Origin of the sequence: Nocardia cyriacigeorgica NBRC 100375, from assembly GCF_000308555.1 — a bacterium.
Taxonomy (GTDB): Bacteria; Actinomycetota; Actinomycetes; order Mycobacteriales; family Mycobacteriaceae; genus Nocardia; species Nocardia cyriacigeorgica.
Map to the genome: position 1 here is coordinate 1 of NZ_BAFY01000117.1, position 23,710 is coordinate 23,710.

Annotated in this window: 22 protein-coding genes and 1 riboswitch; of the genes, 12 read left to right on the plus strand and 10 right to left on the minus strand. The window is 68.6% G+C overall.

The window, feature by feature from the left end; genetic code table 11:
- Both RJ05_RS10790 and RJ05_RS10795 read right to left on the minus strand, forming a co-directional pair.
- The coding region (locus RJ05_RS10790) for an ABC transporter ATP-binding protein (RefSeq protein WP_036536372.1) at positions 1–544 on the minus strand (544 nt) is incomplete at its 3' end.
- A complete protein-coding gene (locus RJ05_RS10795; protein ID WP_036536374.1) occupies positions 541–1,212 on the minus strand; it encodes a FadR/GntR family transcriptional regulator in 672 nt (223 codons plus the stop codon). The genes RJ05_RS10790 and RJ05_RS10795, both read right to left, overlap by 4 nt.
- A 175-nt stretch (positions 1,213–1,387) precedes the next feature.
- On the opposite strand from RJ05_RS10795, the gene RJ05_RS10800 reads away from it, so the two are divergent.
- Positions 1,388–3,154 carry a 2-isopropylmalate synthase gene (locus tag RJ05_RS10800; RefSeq protein ID WP_036536377.1) on the plus strand — a complete coding sequence of 589 codons (1,767 nt, stop codon included), beginning with the start codon at positions 1,388–1,390 and terminating at the stop codon, positions 3,152–3,154.
- Positions 3,155–3,327: 173 nt separating this feature from the next.
- On the opposite strand, the gene RJ05_RS10805 is transcribed toward RJ05_RS10800, so the two are convergent.
- Positions 3,328–3,849, minus strand: coding sequence for a DinB family protein (locus tag RJ05_RS10805; RefSeq protein WP_036536379.1), 522 nt, complete (start codon positions 3,847–3,849; stop codon positions 3,328–3,330).
- Positions 3,850–4,022: 173 nt separating this feature from the next.
- Complete coding sequence (locus RJ05_RS10810) at positions 4,023–4,652, minus strand: maleylpyruvate isomerase family mycothiol-dependent enzyme (RefSeq protein WP_036536382.1); 630 nt, start codon at positions 4,650–4,652, stop codon at positions 4,023–4,025.
- Positions 4,653–4,949: 297 nt separating this feature from the next.
- Here RJ05_RS10810 and RJ05_RS10815 point away from each other — a divergent pair, with 297 nt between their 5' ends.
- The 4 genes from RJ05_RS10815 to RJ05_RS10830 all read left to right on the plus strand — a co-directional run bounded on the left by RJ05_RS10815 (position 4,950) and on the right by RJ05_RS10830 (position 8,841).
- Positions 4,950–5,411 carry a thioredoxin family protein gene (locus RJ05_RS10815; RefSeq protein ID WP_036536385.1) on the plus strand — a complete coding sequence of 154 codons (462 nt, stop codon included), beginning with the start codon at positions 4,950–4,952 and terminating at the stop codon, positions 5,409–5,411.
- Positions 5,412–5,534: 123 nt separating this feature from the next.
- On the plus strand, positions 5,535–6,998 hold the full coding sequence (locus RJ05_RS10820; protein ID WP_249040456.1) for a serine/threonine-protein kinase: 1,464 nt from the start codon (positions 5,535–5,537) through the stop codon (positions 6,996–6,998).
- A 118-nt stretch (positions 6,999–7,116) separates the two neighbouring features.
- Positions 7,117–7,947: an IclR family transcriptional regulator gene (locus RJ05_RS10825; RefSeq protein WP_036536473.1), complete on the plus strand. Its 831-nt coding sequence runs from the start codon at positions 7,117–7,119 to the stop codon at positions 7,945–7,947.
- A gap of 240 nt (positions 7,948–8,187) precedes the next feature.
- Complete coding sequence (locus RJ05_RS10830) at positions 8,188–8,841, plus strand: cutinase family protein (RefSeq protein WP_051016426.1); 654 nt, start codon at positions 8,188–8,190, stop codon at positions 8,839–8,841.
- 18 nt (positions 8,842–8,859) lie between these two features.
- On the opposite strand, the gene RJ05_RS10835 is transcribed toward RJ05_RS10830, so the two are convergent.
- The 3 genes from RJ05_RS10835 to RJ05_RS10845 form a co-directional block, all read right to left on the minus strand.
- On the minus strand, positions 8,860–10,890 hold the full coding sequence (locus RJ05_RS10835; protein WP_036536388.1) for an SDR family oxidoreductase: 2,031 nt from the start codon (positions 10,888–10,890) through the stop codon (positions 8,860–8,862).
- Between the two features lie 341 nt (positions 10,891–11,231).
- On the minus strand, positions 11,232–11,915 hold the full coding sequence (locus tag RJ05_RS10840) for a biliverdin-producing heme oxygenase (protein ID WP_036536478.1): 684 nt from the start codon (positions 11,913–11,915) through the stop codon (positions 11,232–11,234).
- A gap of 148 nt (positions 11,916–12,063) precedes the next feature.
- Positions 12,064–13,626, minus strand: a complete 1,563-nt coding sequence (locus tag RJ05_RS10845) for a threonine/serine exporter family protein (RefSeq protein WP_211357597.1) — start codon at positions 13,624–13,626, stop codon at positions 12,064–12,066.
- A 179-nt stretch (positions 13,627–13,805) separates the two neighbouring features.
- On the opposite strand from RJ05_RS10845, the gene RJ05_RS10850 reads away from it, so the two are divergent.
- Entirely contained in the window at positions 13,806–15,737 is a 1,932-nt protein-coding gene (locus RJ05_RS10850; protein ID WP_036536391.1) for an acyl-CoA dehydrogenase family protein, read from the plus strand.
- A 150-nt stretch (positions 15,738–15,887) separates the two neighbouring features.
- Here RJ05_RS10850 and RJ05_RS10855 read toward each other — a convergent pair whose 3' ends face one another.
- The 3 genes from RJ05_RS10855 to RJ05_RS10865 all read right to left on the minus strand — a co-directional run bounded on the left by RJ05_RS10855 (position 15,888) and on the right by RJ05_RS10865 (position 19,016).
- Entirely contained in the window at positions 15,888–16,556 is a 669-nt protein-coding gene (locus RJ05_RS10855; protein WP_036536393.1) for a phosphatase PAP2 family protein, read from the minus strand.
- A 34-nt stretch (positions 16,557–16,590) separates the two neighbouring features.
- The gene (locus tag RJ05_RS10860) at positions 16,591–17,472 is read right to left on the minus strand and encodes a nuclease-related domain-containing protein (protein WP_249040457.1); all 882 of its coding nucleotides are present in this window, start codon (positions 17,470–17,472) and stop codon (positions 16,591–16,593) included.
- 134 nt (positions 17,473–17,606) lie between these two features.
- Entirely contained in the window at positions 17,607–19,016 is a 1,410-nt protein-coding gene (locus RJ05_RS10865; protein WP_036536398.1) for a DUF2252 domain-containing protein, read from the minus strand.
- Positions 19,017–19,212: 196 nt separating this feature from the next.
- On the opposite strand from RJ05_RS10865, the gene RJ05_RS10870 reads away from it, so the two are divergent.
- The 6 genes from RJ05_RS10870 to RJ05_RS10895 all read left to right on the plus strand — a co-directional run bounded on the left by RJ05_RS10870 (position 19,213) and on the right by RJ05_RS10895 (position 23,202).
- Complete coding sequence (locus tag RJ05_RS10870; protein WP_036536484.1) at positions 19,213–19,803, plus strand: CDP-alcohol phosphatidyltransferase family protein; 591 nt, start codon at positions 19,213–19,215, stop codon at positions 19,801–19,803.
- Positions 19,804–19,866: 63 nt separating this feature from the next.
- Entirely contained in the window at positions 19,867–20,265 is a 399-nt protein-coding gene (gene gcvH, locus RJ05_RS10875; RefSeq protein WP_014350793.1) for a glycine cleavage system protein GcvH, read from the plus strand.
- Positions 20,266–20,431: 166 nt separating this feature from the next.
- Positions 20,432–20,917: an oxoglutarate dehydrogenase inhibitor Odhl gene (gene odhI, locus RJ05_RS10880; protein WP_036536402.1), complete on the plus strand. Its 486-nt coding sequence runs from the start codon at positions 20,432–20,434 to the stop codon at positions 20,915–20,917.
- A 54-nt stretch (positions 20,918–20,971) separates the two neighbouring features.
- Positions 20,972–21,784 carry a transcriptional regulator FtsR gene (gene ftsR, locus RJ05_RS10885; RefSeq protein WP_036536405.1) on the plus strand — a complete coding sequence of 271 codons (813 nt, stop codon included), beginning with the start codon at positions 20,972–20,974 and terminating at the stop codon, positions 21,782–21,784.
- Between the two features lie 158 nt (positions 21,785–21,942).
- The gene (locus RJ05_RS10890) at positions 21,943–22,416 is read left to right on the plus strand and encodes a bifunctional nuclease family protein (protein ID WP_036536407.1); all 474 of its coding nucleotides are present in this window, start codon (positions 21,943–21,945) and stop codon (positions 22,414–22,416) included.
- Positions 22,417–22,644: 228 nt separating this feature from the next.
- Entirely contained in the window at positions 22,645–23,202 is a 558-nt protein-coding gene (locus RJ05_RS10895; protein WP_014350797.1) for a MerR family transcriptional regulator, read from the plus strand.
- Between the two features lie 313 nt (positions 23,203–23,515).
- Positions 23,516–23,612, plus strand: a riboswitch (glycine riboswitch).
- Positions 23,613–23,710: the final 98 nt, after the last annotated feature.

Sequence of the window (23,710 nt, forward strand, 5' to 3'; positions counted from 1 at the left end):
GCTGTTCGCGGGCGGCGACATCGAGACCGGTGGATGGCTCGTCGAGCAGCATCAGGCGCGGTTCGGCGATCAGCGCACGGGCGATGAGGGTGCGCCCGCGTTCACCCTGCGACAGCGTCGGCCACACCTCGTCCGCCTTACCGGACAGGCCGACGGTGTCGATCATGGCGTGCGCGCGGGCCAGGTCGTCGGCCGACGGGCTCCAGCGCATCGGGGTGTCGATGGTGCCGGTGAGCCCGGTGAGCACGACCTCGCGGACCGTCAGCGGGTAGCGCAGCGGATGACGCGGGTTCACATGGCCGATGGACCGGCGCAGTCGTTGCAACTCCACTCGGCCCAGCTGCTCACCCAGCACCCGGACCGTCCCGGAGGTGGGGTGGGTGAGCGCGCCGCACAAACCGAGCAACGTGCTCTTGCCCGCACCGTTCGGCCCGAGCAGTGCCCAATGCTCGCCGGCATGCACGGTCAGGGAGATGCCGTCGAGGATCTGTTTGCCCTCGCGCCGGAAGGTCACCTCGGTCAGGTCGAGCACGGGTGCGGTCACGAGAAGGCCTCCTTCAGGGCGGTGAGATGGGTGCGGCTGAACTCCGCTGCGGCCGTGGCATTTCGGGCCGCGATCGCGTCGGCGAGCTGTTCATGGGCGGCGTGGTCGGCGCGCTCGGAGGGGACCGGGCGGATCTCGAGCATGTCGATCATCGCCAATCGCAGGCGCGGCAGGAACGCGTCGAAGAGCTGGACCAGGATGTCGTTGTGCGCGGCGACCAGGACCGCGCGATGGAATTCCATATCGGCATCGACGTGCTCGGCCACCGTCTGACCCGCCACACTCCGGGCAGCCAGCGCACGCCGGATCGCCCGCAGGTCGGTGGGGGTGCGCCGATGCGCGGCCAGCGCCGCCGCTTCGGCTTCGATGGCGATGCGAGCCTCGATCACCGAGGCGATGGTGGCGCGACGCAGCACGATGTCCCATTCCTCGCTGACGTCGAGCGCGGTGACGAACACTCCCGCACCCTGGCGGCTGGCCAGCACACCCTTGCCCGCCAGCTCGCGGATCGCTTCCCGAACCGTCGAGCGGCCGACGCCCAGTTGAGCGGCCAAGGTGGTCTCGCCGGGGAGTCGGTGCCCCAGCGGCCATTCGCCGCCACGGATGCGGGCCAGCAGCAGTTCGGCCGCCTGCTCGGCCAGCGGGTGCCGCCGTACCTGGCTGTCCATTCCCGGACCTCTCTACTTGTCTGAGGAGTTGTGTATAGTCTAGGCCATGCTCGCTCACCGCCTGCTCCTCGACCGCCACGGCGGGGCCTGACCGATCGGCCACCCCGCCGTGGGGTTTCGTCGTCGGCCGGTCACCTCGTTTGTCGTGACGGCCGAACGGCCAGGAAGCAGAACAATGACCTCGCGTGCATTCCCCACCATCGACACCCCGTCGGGCGCCATCCCGTCGCAGGCCCCCGCCTGGAATCGGCAGCGGCATTCGCAGATGGCGTCGCACCGCTATCGGAATATCTACGAGCGCGTGGAAGTGCCACTCGTGCACCGTGATTGGCCTTCCGCGCAGATCACCCAGGCGCCACTGTGGGTGCCGGTCGACCTGCGCGACGGCAACCAAGCGCTGGCCGAACCCATGGATCCCGAACGCAAACGGCGTTTCTTCGAACTGCTGGTCGCCATGGGGTACAAGGAGATCGAGGTCGGCTACCCGTCGGCCTCGCAGACCGACTTCGATTTCGTGCGGCTGCTGGCCGACACCGATATCGCGCCTCCCGATGTCGCGATCGTGGTGTTCACCCCTGCCCGACGCGATCTGATCGAACGAACCGTCGCGTCGGTGCGGGGTCTGCGCAATGAGGTCGTCATCCACATGTACACCGCGACCGCGCCGGTATGGCGCAACATCGTGCTCGGCAAGGACACTCGCGAACTCTGTGAATTGATCCTGAACGGTGGCCGCGATGTGCTCGAGTTCGCCGGCGATCTGCCCAACGTGCGATTCGAGTTCTCACCGGAGGTCTTCAACCTGACCGAACCCGGCTACGTGCGCGATATCTGCGACGCGATGACGGACCTGTGGGACGCGACCCCGCAGCGGCCGGTCATTCTGAATCTGCCCGCGACGGTCGAGGTCGCGACGCCGAACGTGTACGCCGACCAGATCGAATACATGCATCGCACGCTGGCCCGGCGCGACAGCGTCATCCTGTCGGTGCACCCGCACAACGACCGCGGCACCGGCATCGCCTGCGCCGAACTGGCCATACTGGCCGGCGCGCAGCGAGTCGAGGGCTGCGTGTTCGGCAACGGCGAACGCACCGGCAACGTCGACATCGCCACTCTCGCCTTGAATCTGCATGCCCAAGGCGTGGATCCGATGATCGACTTCTCCGATATCGACGAGATCCGCCGCACCGTCGAATACTGCACCCGCCTGCCCGTCCCCGAACGCCACCCCTACGTCGGCGACCTGGTGCACACCGCCTTCTCCGGCACCCATCAGGACGCCATCAACAAGGGCCTCGCCGAACACCGCGCCCGCGCCGCCGCCACCGGTCGCCCCGAGCGCGACCTCGACTGGCAGGTCCCGTACCTGCCCATCGACCCCGCCGACCTCGGCCGCAGCTACGACGCCGTGATCCGGGTGAATTCCCAATCAGGCAAAGGCGGCATCGCCTACCTGCTGCACACCGAATACGGCATGGACCTCCCGCGACGCCTGCAAATCGATTTCGCCCGGCATGTGCAGGAGCACACCGACGGAACGGGTGCGGAAATCACCGCGGCCGAACTGCGCGAACTGTTCGAGCGGGTGTACATGGGCTCCGGCTCCGGCGCCGTGAGACTCGACCACTGGCAGACCGACGAGTCCGCGACGGCCGTCACGCTCACCGCCGATGGCCGCACGCACACCAGCGAACACCGTGCCATCGGCCCGGTGGACGCCCTCACGTCGGCGCTGCGAGAAATCGGCCGCCCGGTAGAAGTCCTGGCCTTGCACCAGCAGTCCCTCATCGCCGGCAACGCGAGCCCGGCGATCACCTACGTCGAATATCGAATCAACGGCCGAACGGGCTGGTCCTGCGGCCGCAGCGACTCGGTGGTCGCCGCGACGATGCAGGCCGTCGTCCGCGCCGCGAACACGATGACGCCGTCGGCAGTCTGACGATCCGGCGGTGCGGTGAACGACCGCGATCACCGCACCGCCCGGTTCGGCCGGTCCAACACCACGCGGAATCCCGTCGGCACCCAGCGGGGACGGACCCGCCGGTCGCTGCGCACGGTTCGATCTGCGCGGGCAGCGTCCAGTTGGGGCGGAGCGGCGGGGTGAAACCTCGGCTACTGCCCCGTTCGCCCATCGATGCGTTCGCGGAGGAAGTCGGCGTGGCCGTTGTGGCGGGCGTATTCCTCGATCATGTGCAGGTAGATCCAGCGGAGGGTGTATTCGGTGCCGGTTACCGGGTGGTGGCAGCGGTGGTCGAGGGGCAGGGGTGCGACGGCGGCGTCGGCGAGGGTTCGTTCGCGGTGGTAGGTGGCGAGGTCGGTGGCCGGGTCGGCGTCGGGGATGTCGTCGAAGTCGCCGTCGGGGTTGGCTTCGGAGCAGTAGAGGTAGTCGAGGGATTCGCCGGCGGCGGTGACGCGGAACCAGCCGCGTTCGCTTTCGGTGAGGTGGCGGATGAGGCCGTGCAGGGACATCTTGGAGGGGGCTACGCAGCGCTGGGCGAGTTGGGCGGCGTTCAGGCCTGCGCATTTCAGCAGCAGGGTCTGGCGGTGGTAGTCCAGCCACGACTGCAACATCGGCCGCTCATCGGCCACGGACAACGTCTCGATCCGATCGATCTCGGGGGCTATCCATGCCACCCGGGGGACTGTACCGCGCGGGCGGTGCATGCGTGGGATGAATTTCCGCCGTGCCGGACGCCGGGATTACCTGATGCGGTTCGGGGGCCCGTCGCCACCGGCGAGACCGGCCTGGTCGACGCGACGCCCGCCGGCCGGCAGTGGCAGCGATGCCGAGTTCCGAGCTGACCGGACTACCCGACGGCACTGAACCGATCGGCTGCCGGCCCGCGCAGATGGCCGGCCGGGAGAGTGCGGCCGGACAAGACGAGCAGCAGATCCTGGGCGCGTCCCGTGAGTGGGGTGCCGGTGCCGAAGGTCCAGTCGAGATCGTCGGCGCGCAGCTGGACACCGGTGAGGTCGACGCCGAAATACTTCACCTGCTTCGGCCGCACCGACTCCAGGACCGGCCGCAGCCGATGCTCGGGCAGTACGTCGTCGAGGCCGAGACCGACGGTGATGTCCAGACCGTGGATCACGTCGTGGCTGAGCGCGCCGACGAACCCACCACCGGGCGGCTTCCACGGATGATTCACGTTGTCGTGCAGGCAGGTGAGCAGCTGCGAGGAGGTGAGTTCCGCCGCGTCGGCGCGGGCGCTGCGGTCCGACATCCGGTTGAAATTGCCGCGCGCCTTGATCATGCCCAGCACGAACCCGGGCAGCGACATCCGGTACGGCATGGTGATGTGCGCGACGACTTCGCGCACCCGCCACCCCTCGCACAACGTCGGCGAGTCCCAGCCCGGCTCGTCCAGCCCGCCCAGCACCTCGGTCAGGTATCGCCGCTGCTCGGCGACCACCGCCCGGACGTCGGCATCGGTCATCGTCCACTCCTGTTCGCCGTTTCGGCCGACTGCGCACACCGGCCCCTCACGGATAGGACGGGGTGCAGCGCCGGAATTCATCGGTGAGCTCACCGCCGTCCACGGCGGTATCAGGCTGAGCGCCACCGCACGATGTAGATGGAACCCCACGGCCCCTGCCCGGGGAAATCGCCCGACCGTGCTGTGCTGTGGAGGTGGTGCACCGGCGCGCGATCGACCGAGTTCTATGCGAGGATTCGAGGTCGGTTGCACGCGAGGAGCGATTCGGGTCGGAGCCGATCGCCGGGAGGAACACCGATGCCTACGACAGCACTGACTCAGCAGACCTTCGACCAGGTCATCGCGAGCAACCACATCGTGCTGGTCGAGTTCTGGGCGTCCTGGTGCGGCTGGTGCACCCGCTTCGCGCCGGTTTACCGATCCTCCGCCGAAACGCATCCCGATATCGTGCACGCCACCGTCGACGGCGAAGCCGAACCGGCCCTGGTCGCGGCCGCCCAAGTCGACAGCTACCCGTGGCTGATGGGCTTCCGCGAAGGTCTGCTGGTGTACTCGCAAGCCGGCTATCAGCCCGCTGCCCACCTCGAAGAACTCATCCAGCAGATCCGCTGGATGGACATGGATGCCTACCGCCGCACCCTCGCCGACGCCGCCCAAACCCAGGTTTCCCAGCCTCAACCCGCGCCGCAACCGGCTACCCAGTCCCGGCTCGCGGGCCTGGCGCCCGGTTCCGTCCGCTACGGCTGGCCGGGGCTCTGAGCTGAACCAGGTCGCGCGTGAGCCAAGGCTGCATAACCCGACCGGGGCCACGAAAAGTCATGGCAGTTGGGGGACACCGCCCATCCGCTAAGGTATGCGGCAGTTTTCGTGGAGGGATAGCGGGTGGATCGACGGCTGGCGGTGGGGCAGGAGTTCGCCGGTTATCGGATCGAACGGCTGCTCGGGGAGGGCGGCATGGGGCAGGTGTATCTGGCGCATGACCGGGACCTGCCCCGGATGGTCGCGTTGAAGCTGCTGAGCCCGGTGATCGGGGACGACGGGGAGGTGCGGGCGCGGTTTCTGCGGGAGGCCGATACGGCCGCGCGGCTGGCGCATCCGAATATCGTGGCGGTGTACGCCAGGGGGCAGGAGCAGGATCGGCTCTGGATGGCGATCCAGTACATCGAGGGCACCGATGTGGCGACCGCGCTGCGGGACGGGCCGATCCGGCCCGCCGACGCGGTGCGGATCACCGAGGAAACCGCGAAGGCTCTCGACCACGCGCACCGGTTCGGTGTTTTGCATCGAGATGTCAAGCCCGCCAACATCCTGCTGGAATGGGGACCGCAACGGCAGGTCTACCTCACCGATTTCGGTATCGCGAAGGCCCTCGACCGCACCGACGGCCTGACCAGGACCGGGGAGCTCTACGCCAGTTTCCATTACGCGGCGCCCGAGCAGTTCGAGTTGCGTGCCGACACCGACCACCGTGCCGATGTGTACGCCCTCGGCTGCACCCTCTACTACATGCTGACCGGTGAACTGCCCTACCCCGGGGCCAGCACCGGGCAGCTCATCGCCGCCCACCTCAACGCGCCCGTGCCGCGTCCCAGCGGGCGCAACCCGGCGGTTCCGCCCGCTTTCGACGACGTCATCGCGCGAGCCATGGCGAAGAATCGCGACGAAAGATACGGCAGCTGCGGTGAATTGGCGGCCGCGGCCCGCCGGGCGTTGACGGCACCTCGCACTCCGGCGCCGGCCTCGACCGGCCCGGCCTCGTTGTCTCCGAACGCTGCACCCGGACGCTCTGCCGTCACCACCTCCGCTACGAGCCGGCCACCGGTGTCGAGATGGCGCAAGGCACGCAGACCGCTGGCCGCAGCAGCCATCGCCCTCACGATCTTCGCCGCAGCCGCCGTCACCGCAGTGGTGCTGCGCGGCGGTGACGACCCGCAGACGCCGGCACCGCCCACCCCACCGGCAGGCGCACAGGCCGCCGCCGAACACGCGGCCTGTGAGTACAGCAAGCTGATGGCCACCTACGACTACGACGACCCCGACGGCTGGGAGCGACGCGTCCACGACGGCGCCACCGGCGAATGGGAAGCCCAGGCGCAGGGCGTGCTGCCGATGGTCGGGGTGCTCGTCGCCTCCGATCCGGTCCGCTCGCGCGCCGCCGGCGCGGAATGCAGCGCCACCATGAGCGAGGCCGACTCCGTCGCCGAGGTGGATGTGCTGCTCACCCAGATCAACTCACCGCCGAGCAAGCCGGAGGAGACCGAGCAGATCTCGATGTCCACCCGGATGGAGCTGGTCGACGGCCGCTGGCTGTGCAGCAGGCTCGTCACCCCGCTGCTGCCCAACTGAGGGCAACGCTCGATGCCGAGACCAAACGGTATGTGATCGTGGTCTCGACCGGCCGAATCCGTGCTTGCGGTGCGTGCACCGCTCCTAAGCTGTAGCCGCTGCACGATGGAGGTTGATCTTGACGGTCGAGGTGCCGACTCACCCCGGGACCGGTGCGTTGCGGGCCGGCCAGGATCCGGTGCCACGCCCCGAGCCTCCGGTCTCGATGATCGAGCGGATGACGCTCATCCTGGACGCCTTCGACGGCGCGACCCCGGCACTGACCCTGCACCAACTGGTCGAACGCACCGGCCTGCCCCGCTCCACCGTGCACCGCATCCTCGATCAGATGATCCGGCTGCGCTGGCTCGCCCACGCGCCCGGCGGCTACCGGCTCGGTCTGCGCGTGCTCGAACTCGGTGGATTGGCCGCCGGGCACAACGAGATCCGTGACGCGGTGAGTCCGCTGCTGCACGACCTGTGCCGGCGCAGCGACCTCGAACTCGTCGGGCACCTCGGTGTGCTGGACGGGCGCGAGGTTCTCTACCTGGACAAGGTGGGCGGCAGATATACCGCGAGCGTCCCCACCCGCCTCGGCGGCCGGATGCCGGCGCACAGCACCGCCCTCGGCAAGGCCATGCTGGCCGCGATGGAGCCCAGCGTGGTCGATGCCTCGTTCCGGGACCGGCTGCCGCAGTTGACCGCACGTACCATCGGCGACCGCGTCGAACTGCACCGCGAACTGGACCGGATTCGGCACCGCCAAGGCGTGGCGGTCGACAACGAGGAATCGGTGCCGGGAATCGGCTGCGTCGCGGTCCCGGTGCGCAGGCGCGGCATGGCAGTGGCGGCGCTGTCGTTGAGCACCCGGGTCGGAGCGGATAGATCCGCGACCGATATCAGCAGTCAGGCCCGCATGCTGATGGGCCTGGCGCGCGAGGCCACGGACTTGCTGGCGGCTCGTTTCTGAGTGCGGCCATCGTCTGCGCCGACCGCGTCCTCGGCGACCTCGCGCACGGACGTTTCGTCGGCGCCGCGGTTCTCGTTGCCTGACGGATCAGGACACGGTTGGGCGTTGAGTCGATATCGGTTGGCGCATCCGGCTTGACCCGGTGGGCCACCGTTCGTACCTTCGCGGATACGGCCGGGCCGGTGCCGCCGACACCGACGCCCCGGCAGGCACTTTCGGGTGTGAACGGCGGTGATCACGATGGCCGGACACTGTGGTCGGACCATTATTCGTGCTGCGGCACCGATATTCGCGGCAATCCTGCTGGCGCTCGGAATCGGGTGCTGGAGTAACGCAGCCAGGGCAGACGGATGTGCGGCCGCGGAACTGGTCGTCGCGCGCGGCACCCACGAACCGGGGTATCTCGGTGCGGTGGTGGGTGATCCGCTGTATGCCGCGGTGTCCGAGACGGTGACGGTGAGCGTCGGAGCCTACGCGGTGCGTTATCCCGCCGACCTGCTCGACCCGGCGTCGGTGAGCACGGGCACCACCGATCTGGTCGATCACCTCATCGCCCGATCCGCCCGATGTCCCGGACAGCGCTACATCATCGCCGGGTACTCGCAGGGCGCCCTCGTCGTGCACGGTGCGCTGGGTACCGGAGTCATGGCCTTGATGCCGGGAATCCGGCAGCTGCCGCCCGCGATCGCGCCACACATCGCCGCGGTGTTGTTGTTCGGTGACCCGCTGCGCCTCAATGCGTGGTCGGTCACCGATATGTATGCGGGCCGGACCAGGAACTTCTGCGCACCCGGCGATCCGATCTGCGAACTCGGCGCGATGAATCCGGACGCGCACGTCGGCTACCGCGACACCATCGCCGCGGCAGCCGACTTCGCTGCCCACCTGCTGTGAGCTGCCGAATGACCAGAACTACCAGTGCAGGCCCGGCACCACCCTGGCCATCCGTGCCGCCGGACCGGGCAATGCCATGAGCGGCAGCAGCACCGGCGACAACGCCGTCAACGGGCTGCGCGGCTGCTCGGCGAGCTGATCGGCGGTCGCGGCGCCCGGACCCTCCGGCCGCGGCGCCACACCCGCGGCGGCCTTGGACTCACCGAAGATCCGGTAGCCCTGATGCATGATGGAGCGCTTGACCGACGGCATGAGCAGCTCCACCGCCTGCGCGAAGGTGCCGACCGGCGTGTCGATCCGGTCGGGCCGTTCGACCAGCGCCCGCACCACGATGGCCGCGGCCTGCGCCGGATCGGGGACCGGCAGCGAGCGGTAGAGATCGGTCGGCGCGATCATCGGCGTGCGCACCAGTGGCATCCGCACCGAGGTGAAGGTGATGCCCGCATCGCGATTCTCCACCGCCGCGATCTCACTGAAATTGTCCAGCGCCGACTTGCTGGCGACGTAGGCGGCGAAACGCGGCACCTTCGTCTGCACCGCGATGGACGAGATATTGACGATGTGGCCGAAGCGGCGCTCGCGCATCGACGGCAGCAGCGCCAGGATCAGCCGGACCGCGCCGAAATAGTTGACCGCCATGGTCCGTTCGAAATCGTGCATGCGGTCGGTGGAGTTGACCACCGATCGCCGGATCGACCGGCCGGCATTGTTCACCAGATAGTCGACCCCACCGTGGTCGGCGAGGATCGTGGCGACCAAGGTGTCGACGGCCTCGGCATCGGTGATATCGCACGCGTAGGCGTGCGCGTCACCGCCGTCGGCGCGCACCGCCTCCGCCGCGGCTTCCAATTCCGCGCGGCCACGCGCCACCATCAGCACCGTCGCGCCGCGACGTGCCACCGCATGCGCGGTGGCCAGCCCGATTCCCGACGACGCACCGGTGATGAGGACGATCCGGCCGGTGAAGATCTCCTCGGCGGAGCCCGGGCGATGACGGTCCGGATCGAGGTTGGCGCGCCAGTACTCCCACAGCCGTCCCGCGTAGCTGCCGAACTCCGGCACCGGCAGCCCGCGCACCAGCGCGCGCGTCGAATCGGAAACGAACTCCGCCGAGAACGACACGTGCGGCGCGACCGCGGCCGGAATGCCCAGCCGTTCCAAGAGGAAATCGCGCACCGAGGGCACACCCGGCAGATGCGCCAGCCCACTCAACGCGGCACGGCTGCCCGGCAACGGACCAACGCCCGTGGGCGCGCCGGCCGCGGCGGCGAGCGCGCCGTAGATCTCACCGAACGGTTGCGGACGCGGATTCACCAGGTGGAACGTGCGCCCGTCCAGGCCCGGCCTGCGCACCAGTTCGACCATGGCCGCGGCGACGTAGTCGACCGGAACCACATTCGTCGCGCCGAGATCGGGCAGCGGCAGCGGCAATTCGGCGGGCAGCCCGCCGAGCGCGGCAATGGCCGGGAAGAAGTAGTAGGGACCGTCGATCTTGTCCATTTCGCCGGTGCGCGAATCGCCGACGATGATCGCGGGCCGATACACCCGCCAGCGCACGCCCTGGGATTCGCGCACCATTTTCTCGGCCGCGAACTTGGTGCGATGGTAGGGCGAGGTCAGGCGCTGTCCGAGATCGAAATCCTCCTCGAAGAATTGACCGCGATGATCACCGGCCACCGCTACCGAAGAAACGTGATGCAGCACCGCATCGAGTTGTTTCGCCAGCGCCAGAACGGAATTGGTGCCGCGCACATTCGCCGCGTGCGCCGTGGCCTCGTCGGCGGTCATATCGTAGACGGCGCCGAGATGGATGATGTGATCGGCGGCCGGTGCGGGCGCGGTGAGTCCGAGGCCGTCCGCGGTGAGGTCACCGACCAGCGGGTGCACCCGGTCGCTGCCACGCCAGCGGGTGGCCAGGGACTCGAACTTGGTCAGCGATTCGGCGCGCACCAGCACATGCACCTGTGCGTCCGGCGCACTGTCCAGAATTCCTTGCACGACGCGACGACCCAGAAAGCCGGTACCGCCTGTCACAATAAAAGAAACCACTGTCTACCCCTGCTGTTCACTCGAAGCCGTTGTCGCACAGAGCTGTCCGGCATGCAGCGGTGGATGCGGACAATCGAAGATTTCGACCCCCCGAAAGATTCGCCGGGCCGAAAGTAGGAACACCTTCGTCCTGACTGACCGGAACAGTAATCGGGGTTACCCGTCGGTAGCAAGCCGGATCGGCGTCGAGTCGTTGTGGGAATGGTCACGACCGCGTCGGCGGGGATTTTGTGTGTTACAACAGTTTTCAGACAAGGAATATGAAACCGGGAGTGACAGATAACCGCCGCGTAACCGCGCGTGCGTTGATCGGTCGCTTGACCAGATGAGCCGGACGGGGATCAGGACGGCCGACGGGTCGGGAATTCCTCGGCCAGTTCCGCGAACACCGCGGTATTCATCGCGAAGGCCCGCTGACCCTCGTCCAGGACGCGGCGCCGCTCCAGATCGTCGAGCGGCATCCGGTCCAGCAGCGCCCGGTATTCGCGTTTGAACGCGGCCGGGTTGCCGACACCGTCGAAGACGTAGAAACGCACGCCGTCACCCCGATGCGGCAGATTCCACAGCTTCTCGGCGGTCCCGCGGATGACCTGGCCGCCGGACAGGTCGCCGAGATAGCGGGTGTAGTGGTGGGCGATATAGCCGCCGGGCCACTCGCGCGCGCACTCGTCGATGCGGGCGGCGTAGGCGGCGGTGGCGGGCAGCGGTTCGAGCCCTTCGCGCCACCGTGGGCCGGCCAGATGAGCCAGGTCGCGTTCGAGTTCGGCGGTGCGGGCCAGCTCGGGGCGGATGAACGGCCCGGCGATCGGGTCCTCGGCCAGGGCGTCCCAGCGGCCTTCCAGCGCGCGGTAGATGAACCACAGCTGGCCGGTGTAGCGCAGGTAGGACTCGACGCCGAGTTCGCCGCCGAGCATGTCGGAGATGAACGAGGAGTTCTCCGCCTCTTCGTGCTGCCGGGCGGTGGCGCTACGGATCTGCGCGGAGAACGGTAGCGGGTCCGCGGCGGCGTGATCGGTCTCCGACACATTCGGACCGTGCGACATATCCGAAACCACCTCACCCTCACTGGAACCGTCGGCTCGACCGGCCGCGGGCCGGATGCCGTGGCCCGACCGCGCAGCGGCGGACCGATCGCTTCGACGATACCGGCTCACCGATCTTCCCGCGATGGGCTCACTTCTGCTTGCGCAGGTAGGGCGGAATCTCCTTGCGCAGGTAGGGCGGCAGTCCGGCGGGCCTGCGGCGGCGCCGCACGATCGGCCGGCGCAGATTGCCGAAGCGGCGAAGCACCGGCGGACGCACCACCGTCCGGTCGAACCATTCGCCGAGGGTGACGCCCGCGGCCAGCGCACACCCGACACCGAGCGCGGCCAGCAATTGATTGGCCCCGATGAGCAGCTCGTCGTTGAGCGTTCCGTACAGGCCGCGATAGACGCTGAGACCGGGCAGCAGCGGGGTGATGCCGGCGACCGCGACGATCAACGGCGGAGTCAACGCACGACGCGCCATCAGACCACCGGCGAGGCCGATGATCGTAGCCGCGGCCCCGGACGACACCACCGGCCCGAACCCCGCGTGCTGCACCAGCAGGAACACCACCGTGCCCACCGCGCCGCTGAGCGCGGCGGCGGCCAACGCCCGGCGCTCGGCGTAACAGGCCAGCGCGTAGGCCAGCGCGGCCACCGCACCGGCGAGCAGTTTGACCGGCAGATCGGTGAAGACCCGGGCGGGGGTCAGGTCCAGCGGCGGTGAGGTCGCCCCGAGGATCTGGCCGACCCGCAGCGCCAGCGCGATCCCGGCGACGATGCCGCCGGTCATCATCACCACCTCGAGCATGCGGGCCGCGGCGGTGATCGGACTGCCGGTGATGGCGTCCTGCACCGAACCGACCAATTGCAGGCCACTGAGCAGCACAGTGATTCCGGCCGCGATGATCAGCGTCGGATCCACGTCGATGCCCAAGGGTTCGGCCAGCGTCGCCAGGACGATCGCCGGGGTGGCGGCGATCGCGCCGCCGGCCATGTGCTGGAAGAAGAACGGCAGCCCGTACCGATTGAGGATCCGGTTGACCCGGTCGATCGCCGCGGTGGCGGCGAAACTGATCACCGCGACGAGCGCGCCCGCCCCGAGCAGCACCGCGATGGCGGCGGCCAGCAGCGACCAGCCGAAGGTCGCCATCCAGCGCGGGTAGGGATGCGGCGCGGAGGTGATGGCGTCGAGGGCGGCGCGCGCGTCCTCCGGATCGACGACCTGGGTGCGGATGCGCCGGGTCAGCCGGTCCACCGCCGCCAGCCGGGTGAAATCCATGCCGCGGTAGTGCACGATCCGCATGCTGCTGGCCGGTGGCAGCGAGCGGCCGCGGTCGGCCCAGATGCGGATCGCGTCGAAGGTGACGTCGACATCGCAGCGCGCCAGACCGTAGGTGGCGGCGATGAACCGCACCGTCGTGGTGGTGTCGTTGACCGACGTCCCGGAGGCGAGCACGACCTCGCCCATGCGTACCGCGAGGTCGAGCACCTCGGCGACCTTGGCGTCGTCGGTGAGATCGATCGGCTGCAACGGCGTCGGGGCGGCGACGATGGTGTCGGCCGTCGCCTGCCGATCGCCGACCAGGCGCCCGAAGGCCTGCGTCACCACGGGCAGCCGCAGGATTCTGCGCCGCCGTGGACCGCGCGCCGCGAAATCTTCGACGCGTGATTCGCCGATGTCTCCTCCCGAGGGCGCGCCAATAGCCATAGCCGTGAAGGTAGTCACCCCGACCGGACCCGCGCATCGTGATACCCGCAACCGCAGGCAGAGCGCCGGATGCCCGGCGGTGACGACCGTCGCGCCACGGTGGCGATCGCCGGTGTGGTGACCGATCTCGCGCCGCGTTCTTTCGGCCCGGCGCCGACGGATACGGCTATGGTCGGGGCATGGCTACCGGCAGCGCATCGACGGCAGATCACCTACGTGAAGCCCTGGACGGACCGTGGGGCGAGGTCAGGCAACAGGCACGCGAGCAACTGGCCGGCGACCGGTTCGCCGGCGATCCCGGACTCGACTACCGCGCCGCCAGGGCCCGGGTGCTCGAGCAGATGCGGACGCTGGCCGGGCTGGGCCTGGCCGAGCGCGGCTTCCGCCGGGAGAACGGCGGCACCGGCGAACCGGGCGCGGCCGTCGTCGGGCTGGAAATGCTGGCCTACACCGACCTGTCGCTATGGGTGAAATCGGGCGTGCAGTGGGGCCTGTTCGGCGGTGCGGTGGAAAATCTCGGCACCGAGCGGCACCGCGAATTCATCAAAAAGCTGATCTCGCTGGATCTGCTCGGCTGTTTCGCGATGACCGAATCCGGCCACGGCAGCGACGTCGCCAATCTCGAGACCACCGCGACCTACGATCCGGCGACCCAGGAATTCGTGGTGCACACCCCGACCCCCTCGGCGCGTAAGGACTACATCGGCGGCGCGGCCGAACACGCCCGGATGGCAGCGGTTTTCGCGCAGCTCATCACCCCGGCGGGCAACCACGGTGTGCACTGCCTGCTGGTGCCCATCCGCGACGAGCAGGGCAACGACCTGCCCGGCGTCACCACCTCCGACTGCGGTCTCAAGGGCGGGCTGCCCGGGGTCGACAACGGCCGCATCGTCTTCGATCACGTGCGCGTCCCCCGGGAGAACCTGCTCAACCGCTACGCCGACGTCGCGCCCGACGGCACCTACAGCTCCGAGATCGAGAACCCGAGCCGCCGCTTCTTCACCACCCTCGGCACCCTGGTCCGCGGTCGAGTCAGTGTGGGCGGGGCCGCTGCGGCGGGCGCGCGGGTGGCGCTCAGCATCGCAGGCCGGTACGCCCTGAAACGGCGTCAGTTCGGCGACCCCGACGACGGCGGCGAGATCCTGCTGCTGGACTACCGCAATCATCAGCGCAGACTGCTGCCGCTGATCGCGCGCTCCTACGCGCTGGCCTTCGCGCAGAACGACCTGGTGCGGCGCATGCACCTGGTGCAGACCGGCCAGGACCTCGACCCGGGTGCCCAGCGCGCGCTGGAGAAGCGGGCCGCGGGCCTCAAGGTCGCCCAGACCCGCCACGCCACCCGGGCGATCCAGGAATGCCGCGAGGCCTGCGGCGGTGCGGGCTACCTGACCGAGAACCGGCTGGTCACCCTCAAGGCCGATACCGACGTGTTCACCACCTTCGAAGGTGACAATGTCGTCTTGACCCAGCTGGTCGCGAAGGAACTGCTGACCGCCTACTCCGACGAGGTCCGCGATCTGGACGCGCTGGGGTGGGTGCGCTTCGCTGCCACCATGGCCGGTGACGTGGTGCGCAAGCGCTCGGGGGTGCGTCAGCTGATCCAGACCCTGCGCGATCGCGGCGACGAATCCGTCGACGAGGGCGATCTGTCCAAGCGCGCGGTTCAGCTGCAGTTGTTCGCCGACCGCGAGGACTATCTGGTCCGCACCGCCGCGCACCGGCTGCGCGCGCGGGCCGAGGAGACCAGCCCGTTCGAGGCGTTCAACAACGCCCAGGACCACATTCTGGCCGCGGGTTCGGCCCATATCGATCGGCTCGTGCTGGAGGCGTTCATCGAGGGCATCAGCGGAATCGAGGACCCCGACGCCAGGGCGCTGGCGGAAACGATGTGCGATCTGTTCGTCTACGCCACCCTCGAAGAGAACCTGTCCTGGTACATCATGCACCGGTTCATGTCGGTGGAGCGGGGCAAGGCGGTGCGGCGCGGAGTGAACGAACTCGTCGACCGGCTGCGCCCGGACGCGCTGACCCTGATCGAGGCGATGGGCGTGCCCGAACCCATGCTGCGCGCGGCCATGCTCGACGACGCGAGCGTCTACGAACGGGAGTAATCGAGCAGATCTCGCCCGCGGCGAGTGGAGGCATTTCCTCCGGTGCGGGCGGTCTGCTCGGCATGCTCCGCTGGGCTCAGGGTCGCGCTGTACCCCTCGGTCGGCCGTACTTGCCCGCGACGTGCGGTAGTCACCTCGGACGGGTTCCAATCAGGCGGCCGGAGTCGTACGCCGTTGCAGCTGCGCGATCGCCGAGCACAGCAGCACCGACAGCGCGACGGCCGCACCGGCCCCGCCGATGATGTCGGTGGCGTGGTGATAGTCGAGGGCGATCATGCCGATCGCCGCCGACACCCACGCCACCACCGCGCAGCCGGCGATCACCGCCCGTGCCCTGGTGGATTCGATCAGCACCAGAAACGTCGTCGCAACCGCCACCAGGTGGACGGTGTGCCCGCTCGGATAGGCCAGATAGTCGTGCAGTGGCCGTCCCCAGAAGGGTTTGAGCGCCCAGGTATTGAGCCCGGCCGCGACCTCCGGCACCGCCACCATGGTCGCGGCGCGCCACCAGCGCTGCTGCCAGCCGAACCAGGCGGCCCCGGCCAGCATCAACGCGATCACCACCCAGGTATTGCTCGCCAGTGCCAGCACCTCGGCGACCCATGGCCGGGGATCGAGAGCGGCGCTGATCGGTCCGCCGATGCGCTGATCGAGGCCGGTCGGGCCGCCGTCGGGTGGGAAGCTCAGTGGAATCGCGACGGTGACCGCACCCGCGGCCGCTGCCGTACCCCACGCGCCGGCCTGATCGGGCATCGGCGCGTCGGGTGCGGTATCCGGTCCACGCGCGGCGGGTTCGCCCGTTCCGGGTGCTGCGATCACCGCAACGACGATAGTCACCGCCGCCGGCAAGCGCCTACGGGCCGTAGGTGAGGATCGCGGTGATGACCATCCACAGCACCCAGGCGAAGGCGATAACCATGCCGACCGCCAAGGTGGACCGCATGAACGCCCGCCCGAAATCGACGTCGCCGCGTTCCGGCGGATACAACTTCCACGGGCTGTACCAGGGCGCTTGCAGCACCTTCGACTTGGCGGCGGCCTCACGCTCGGCCTGCGCCAGCTCCTCGGCGTAGGCCTCGGCCTGCGCTTGGGCCGGGCCGCCGTGCCACAGCGTGATGTCGATGGGGCCAAGGAACCCCTCGTTGAGCAACTCCTGCGGGGCGGGCAGATACGGCAGGATGCCGAGGCCGCGGAAGGCGACGGCGACGTCGTTGGCGGTCCACAAATGGTTTTCCGCTTGCGCGAGGGTGTCGAAGTAGTGCCGTAGCCGTTCCGGATCGTCGCCGAGGATGGCGTCGAAACTCGGGTCACTCCACGCCTGTTCGAGCTGGATCCGGGCGCCGCGCATCGGCACGATCAGCGCGACGCCGTGCACCGCGCGCTGGCCGAGCCCACGGGCCGCCAGCCAGTTCTGCAGCGCGAAGGTGTGGTCGCGGGAGCGTTCCAGCGGCGTGCGCCGGTCCTTGTTCTCCCAGACCGCAGGCTCACCCGAGACCGTCCACGCGCCGTTGAGCGGGATCTGCAGCACGCCCTCCTGGCGCGCCATCAGCGCCTCGGCCTCGATCACCACACAGCTGGTCGGTGTCCAGATCACCGCGTCGAACTGATGCAGGGTGTCCTGATGGAACAGGCTGCAATTGATGGTGGCCACGCCATGCGGGCTACCCGGGTCCTTCCAGGTGCGCAACCAGTCGATCAATGCCCGTTCGGCATTGGTGCCTGCGCTGTTCTGCACTCGCACGAGCATTGGCGACCGCCCTTCACGTCGACACCCGGTACCGGACAGGATACGAGGCGGGTCGGCGCCGACCCGAGATTTGCGGCTCCGCGCTGTGTCCGGGGCGGACGGGCGCGGCGCCGGTCCGAAGGCTACCCGTCCGCGGGCTCCGCGGGAAGTTTCCCGGCGCGCACCGCCGCGACCAGCTCGGCGTGGTCGGCTTCGGTGCGGTCGGCGTAGCGCACCGCGAAATCGGCGACCGCCTCCTCGAAACGTTCGTCGTCGCCGAGATATCCGGCGGTGGCGCGGGGATCGAGAGACCGCGTGTGGGCACGGGCCAGCAGCGCGCCCGCGAGCCGGCCGTAATCGTCGAGATCCTTCGAATCCAGTTCGGCAGGGTCGATTCCGCCTTTGAGGTTGCGGAATTGACGTACGACGAACGGCAGTTCCCGCTCGGGCTCCTCGGCGGTCGCGGGCACGCGCATGCTCGTCCAGCCGAGCAGGATGTCGGTCTCGGCCTGAACCAGCCTGGCACCCTGCACGATTCGCTCGCCTTCATGGCGGGGTCGGGCGGGCTGGACGAATGGGGTGAGCGCCGAGGGGTTGGCCTGCTTCAATTGCAGCACCAGTACTTCGCCGTCGTTGCCGTGCAGCAGCGCGACATAGCTGTGCAGTCCGACGCTACCGGTGCCGACGATGCGAAACGCGATGTCGGACACCGAGAATCGCGCGAGCAGGCCTTGCCGGGACTCGCGCAGTGTGCCCGCGTAGTTTTCCAGCGCATCGATCGCGGCCTCGGCCACCGCCTCGTCGACGTGGGTCAGAATCGGCGGGTCGTTGACGAATCGCTGCTTACGGATGCCGGTTTCGTGATCGTCGAGGTGCTCGGTCCATTTGGCGACCACCTTCGCGCTGGTGTTCTTGCGGGCCTTCTTCGCCGCCTTCTTGAAGTCGTCGAGCAGATCGTCGGCCTTGGCCTTACTGATCATCGATTCGTCGGGTAGGGCGGTCCAGGACTCCATGAACGGCATCTCGGCCAGCGCGGCGATGGTGCGACGGTAGGAGCGCACCGCGTCACGCGCGGCGTCGCGGCAGTCGTCCTCGCTGGAGCCGCCCTCGCGTCCGGCCAGCACCAGGCTCGCCGCCAACCGTTCCAGATCCCACTCCCAGGGCCCGGCCACGGTTTCGTCGAAGTCGTTGATATCCATGACGATGTCACCGTGTGGGGTGCCGTAGAGGCCGAAGTTGGCCGCGTGGGCGTCGCCGCACAGCTGGGCAGTGAGCCCGGTGACCGGTCCGGCGGCGAGGTCGGCGGCCATCAACCCGGCGGCGCCGCGATAGAAGGTGAACGGTGAGGTGGTCATCCGTCCGATTCGAAGCGGCACCAGATGGGCCAGCCGGCCCGCGTTGCTCGCCGCCACGAACGGAAGCACGCCAGGGCGATCCGGGGCGGCGGCCTCGCGATCGCGGGCACCGAAGGGCACCTGTTCGCGCAGGGCCGCGCCGCTTGCGCGGACGTCATCGGCGCTGACGTGGCTGCGGAGGTCGATTCGACTGCTCATCACCGCGTACGCTACCGACTCCGGCCTCCCGTACGGGTGCCCGGTAGGGGAGTAGCCGGCCCAGTACCCGGGATGGTGGTCCGCGCGCCGCCCGAGGTGCGGGCCGGATGGCGCGTCACGGCGCCGATGCGGTATGCACGGGGCTGTGACAAGCGAATCGGGGACGACCGAATCCGGCCAGGGGACCGGGCGCGAGGTGTTGGGCGGCGTCTTCGCCGACCGCATCCTGACCGTGCCCAACGCGCTGAGCGTGCTCCGGCTGATCGGCGTGCCGGTATTCCTGTGGCTGATGCTGGTCGAGCACGCCGACGGCTGGGCCTTCGCGCTGCTCGTCGTCAGCGGCGTCACCGACTTCCTCGACGGGAAGCTGGCCCGGCTGCTGGACCAGTCCTCGAAGCTGGGCGCCCTGCTCGACCCGTTCGTCGACCGGCTGTACCTGGTGACCACCCTGGCCGCCTTCGTGATCCGCGGGCTGATTCCCTGGTGGGTGGCGGCCCTGCTGATCGGCCGTGACCTGATCCTGACCCTGACCCTGTCGGTGTACCGGCGCCGCGATCTGGACCCGCCCGAGGTCATCTATCTGGGCAAGGCCGCCACCTTCGCGCTGATGTCGGCGCTCCCGTGGCTGCTGGCCGGGCAGATGGACTGGCCGGGCGATGGTTTCGGCCGGGCCTTCGGTGGGGCACTACTGGTCTGGGGCACCGCGGTCTATGTCTGGACCGGGGTTCTCTACACCGGGAAGGCCATCGCCGTAGCACGGGCGATCCCGCGCAGGACCGACCACTGACCCGCGCCCGGGTGGGCGCTCGCTATAGAGTTGCGTGCACCGTGCACAACGAAAGGATGCCTTGTGACCCAGACGCCCGAGGACCTGCGCTACACCGAAGAGCACGAGTGGGTGCGTCGGATCGGCCCCTCCAGGGTCCGGGTCGGCATCACCGACTACGCCCAGTCCCAGCTCGGTGACGTCGTGTTCGTTCAGTTGCCTGCCGTCGACGCCGATGTCGCGGCCGGCGACAGCATCGCCGAGGTCGAATCGACCAAGAGCGTCTCCGACATCTATGCTCCGCTGGACGCGAAAGTTGTTGGGGCGAACCAGGAATTGGAGAATGCACCGGAGACCTTGAACACCGACCCCTACGGTTCGGGGTGGCTGTTCGAGCTCGAGGTGAGCGATGCCGCGGCGCTGGACACCGCACTCGGTGAACTGCTCGATGCCGCAGGTTATCAAGGAGTTATCGGGGGCTGACCCGGCCTTCCCAGTTCTCCCTGCACGGGTCCGCCCCGGCAGGGTACGGTCAATGCCAACGGATGTGCTGCCGGCCGCTGGTGGGTTGTGCGGCCGCGACTCGAGGTCGCGGCGGTCGAGGCAGCAGCTGCCTGCATGATTATCAGGTTCGAGGAGGAGAGAAACGGTGAGCGAGAACAAAGACCCGGGTTACGGGGAGACCGCGGCCGAGACGACGTCGGTCTTCCGCGCGGATTTCCTGAACGAGGTCGACGCGTCACGCTCCGGAGAGGCGACCGGCGAGCAGCCGGTCCAGGGTGTCGAGGGACTGCCCGTCGGCGCGGCCCTGCTGGTGGTCAAGCGCGGTCCGAACGCGGGCTCGCGTTTCCTGCTGGACCAGCCGACCACTTCGGCCGGGCGTCACCCCGACAGCGACATCTTCCTCGACGACGTGACCGTCAGCCGCCGTCATGCCGAGTTCCGCCAGGACGAGGATTCCTTCCAGGTGGTCGATGTGGGCAGCCTCAACGGCACCTACGTCAACCGTGAGCCGGTCGATTCCTCCGAGCTGCAGAACGGTGACGAAGTCCAGATCGGCAAGTTCCGTCTGGTATTCCTCACCGGCCCGCGCGCCCAGACCACCGATTCGGCGGCGGGTGCGGGCAGCTTGTGACAGGCGGTGCGCCGGTACACGTGATCGGCGCTCTCACATGAAAGACTCGATGTCATGACGGGCGCGGCGCAGTGGGCTCGCGGAGGCATGTCGATCGGCTCCGTGCTCGACCTGCTGCGGCCGGATTTCCCCGACATCACCATCTCCAAGATTCGTTTCCTGGAGGCGGAGGGGCTGATCCGGCCCGAACGCACGCCGTCGGGCTACCGCAGATTTTCGGTGGCCGACTGCGAGCGGTTGCGTTTCGTGCTCACCGCGCAGCGGGATCAGTACCTGCCGCTGAAGGTGATCAAGGAACAGCTCGAAGCGATCGACAGTGGTGCGGCGACGCTCGGTGTGCGGGAAGCCCGCGCCCGGGCGCACTCCGTGCGCACCGAACCCGAACGCGCCTCCGGCGACGGTGAACGCGCCGCGGCGGGGGAGCGGGCCGCGGCCCCGCGCAGGCTCGGCGTAGTGCCCGGCGAGATCTCCCCGGATGAGCTGCGTTTCGACCACGAGGTCCGGCTCACCCGAGCCGACCTGCTCGAGCAGGCCGGGATCGACGAGAAATTCCTCACCGACCTGATCCGGGCCAATTTGATCACCCCCGGCGCCGCCGGATTCTTCGACGCCGACGCGGTGACGCTGGCCAAAACCGCGCGCGCCATGTCGGAGTTCGGTTTGGAGGCACGGCATCTGCGGGCGTTCAAACTCGCCGCCGACCGGGAGGCCGCCCTGGTCGCGCAGATCGCCGCACCCATCGCCAAGAGCCGCGACGCCGGTGCGCGCGCCCGTGCCGAGGAGACCGTGCGTGAGCTGGCGGCGCTGTCGCTGACCCTGCACACCAGCCTGGTGAAGGCCTCGGTGCGGGCCTCCCTCGGCAACTGATCCGACCGCGGCCGAGACGCCCCCCGGCCGGGCCCGAAGGCCGCGCAACGCCGTGAACTCAGCCATCGCGGCACCGTCGGGAATTCGCTTAGACTCGTGTTACGGCGAGCTCGGGTAGGGACACGGCGGGCTGTCGGCGAGTATTGGGAGGCAGTGCGATGAGCGAAATGCGCGTGATCGGCATCCGTGTCGAGCAGCCACAGAACCAGCCCGTGCTGTTGCTCCGGGAGGTATCCGGTGACCGGTACCTGCCCATCTGGATCGGGCAGGCCGAGGCCACCGCCATCGTGCTGGAGCAGGAAGGCGTCACGCCGATCCGCCCGCTCACCCACGACCTGATCAAGATCTTGATCACCGATCTCGGGCACACCCTGAAGGAGGTCAGGATCGTCGATCTGCAGGAGGGCACGTTCTACGCCGATCTGGTCTTCGACAACGATCTGCGCATCTCCGCGCGCCCGTCGGATTCGGTGGCGATCGCCTTACGCGTCGGCTGCCCGATCTACGCCGAAGAAGCGGTGCTCGACGAGGCGGGTCTGGTGATGCCGGACGAGCGCGAGGACGAGGTGGAGAAGTTCAAGGAGTTCCTCGAGTCGGTCTCGCCCGACGATTTCAAGGCCACCGACAGCTGAGCGCGGAAACTATTTTTTAGACCTTAAGTACAGGTCGAGACTCTTACCGCGCGTCGCGTTTGGTCCGACGAGACCGCTCCCGAGACAATCGAGAAGAGTAATCTCGATAGTTGGGCCACGTCCGTTTCGGCAGGGTCGCGCCGGGGTACCGGTACTCGATTCGTGGCCGTGACGGAGCCGGGTCATCGATGAGGCTGAGAACGCGTCGGCGAAACAAGGGAGTGGTCAGTGGCAGAGCATTACCAGGACGAGGTACAGCCAGGACTGTTCCCGGACGACTCGGTGCCCGATGACCTGGTTGGCTACCGCGTGCCGAGCGCATGCCAGGTGGCCGGGATCACCTACCGGCAGCTCGATTACTGGGCGCGCACCGGTCTGGTCGTCCCGTCGATCCGCGGTGCGGCGGGCTCGGGCAGCCAGCGGTTGTACTCGTTCAAGGACATCCTGGTCCTCAAAATCGTCAAGCGACTATTGGACGCGGGCATCTCGTTGCAGAACATTCGCATCGCGGTCGACCACCTGCGCAGCCGCGGCGTCCAGGATCTGGCCGGCATCACCCTGTTCTCCGACGGCACCTCGGTCTACGAGTGCACCTCGCCCGAGGAGGTCGTCGATTTACTGCAGGGCGGGCAGGGCGTGTTCGGCATCGCCGTCAGCGGTGCCATGCGTGAGCTGACCGGCGCAATCGCCAACTTCCCGGCCGAACGCGCCACCGCGGCCTCCGACCGACCCGAAGACGAGTTGGCCTACCGCCGAAAAGCGCGGATGAACCGTAAGACGGGGTAGCGCCCGTCCGGGCGAGCCTGCACATGGTCGTGGCTCCCGACCGTGCCGAAACGATGGTCCCGACGCCGGGGATGCGCCGGGACCACCGTGTTCTTGAGCACATATCAAGATCACACCGCGCGCTGCCCTGACCTGGCCGCCTCCGGCCAGGAGGCCGCGAACCCGCAGGTAGATCTCGTTGTTTCCGGTTCCGCACGGGTATGCATGGACGCGCCACATGCGCCGCGGGCGTGAGTCGTGGCCGCGCACCCGCGCGGCATGAGGGGGCCGAAAACCCGCCGCGCCACGGCGGCGGCCTAAAATGGCAGAGCGTCGCCGCCGTGCGGGAGAGTTCCGGGCCTCGAGTCCGGGCGCCGAAGGAGCAGCACCTCCCCGTCAATCTCTCAGGCAACAGGGACCGTACGGGCTTCGGCGCCTCTGGAAAGCGGTGGCTGCGGGCTGCCCGCCCATGGGGAAAGGGGTACGGCCGACCGGTCGTCGCCACCGAATCTCTCAGGCGCCACGACAG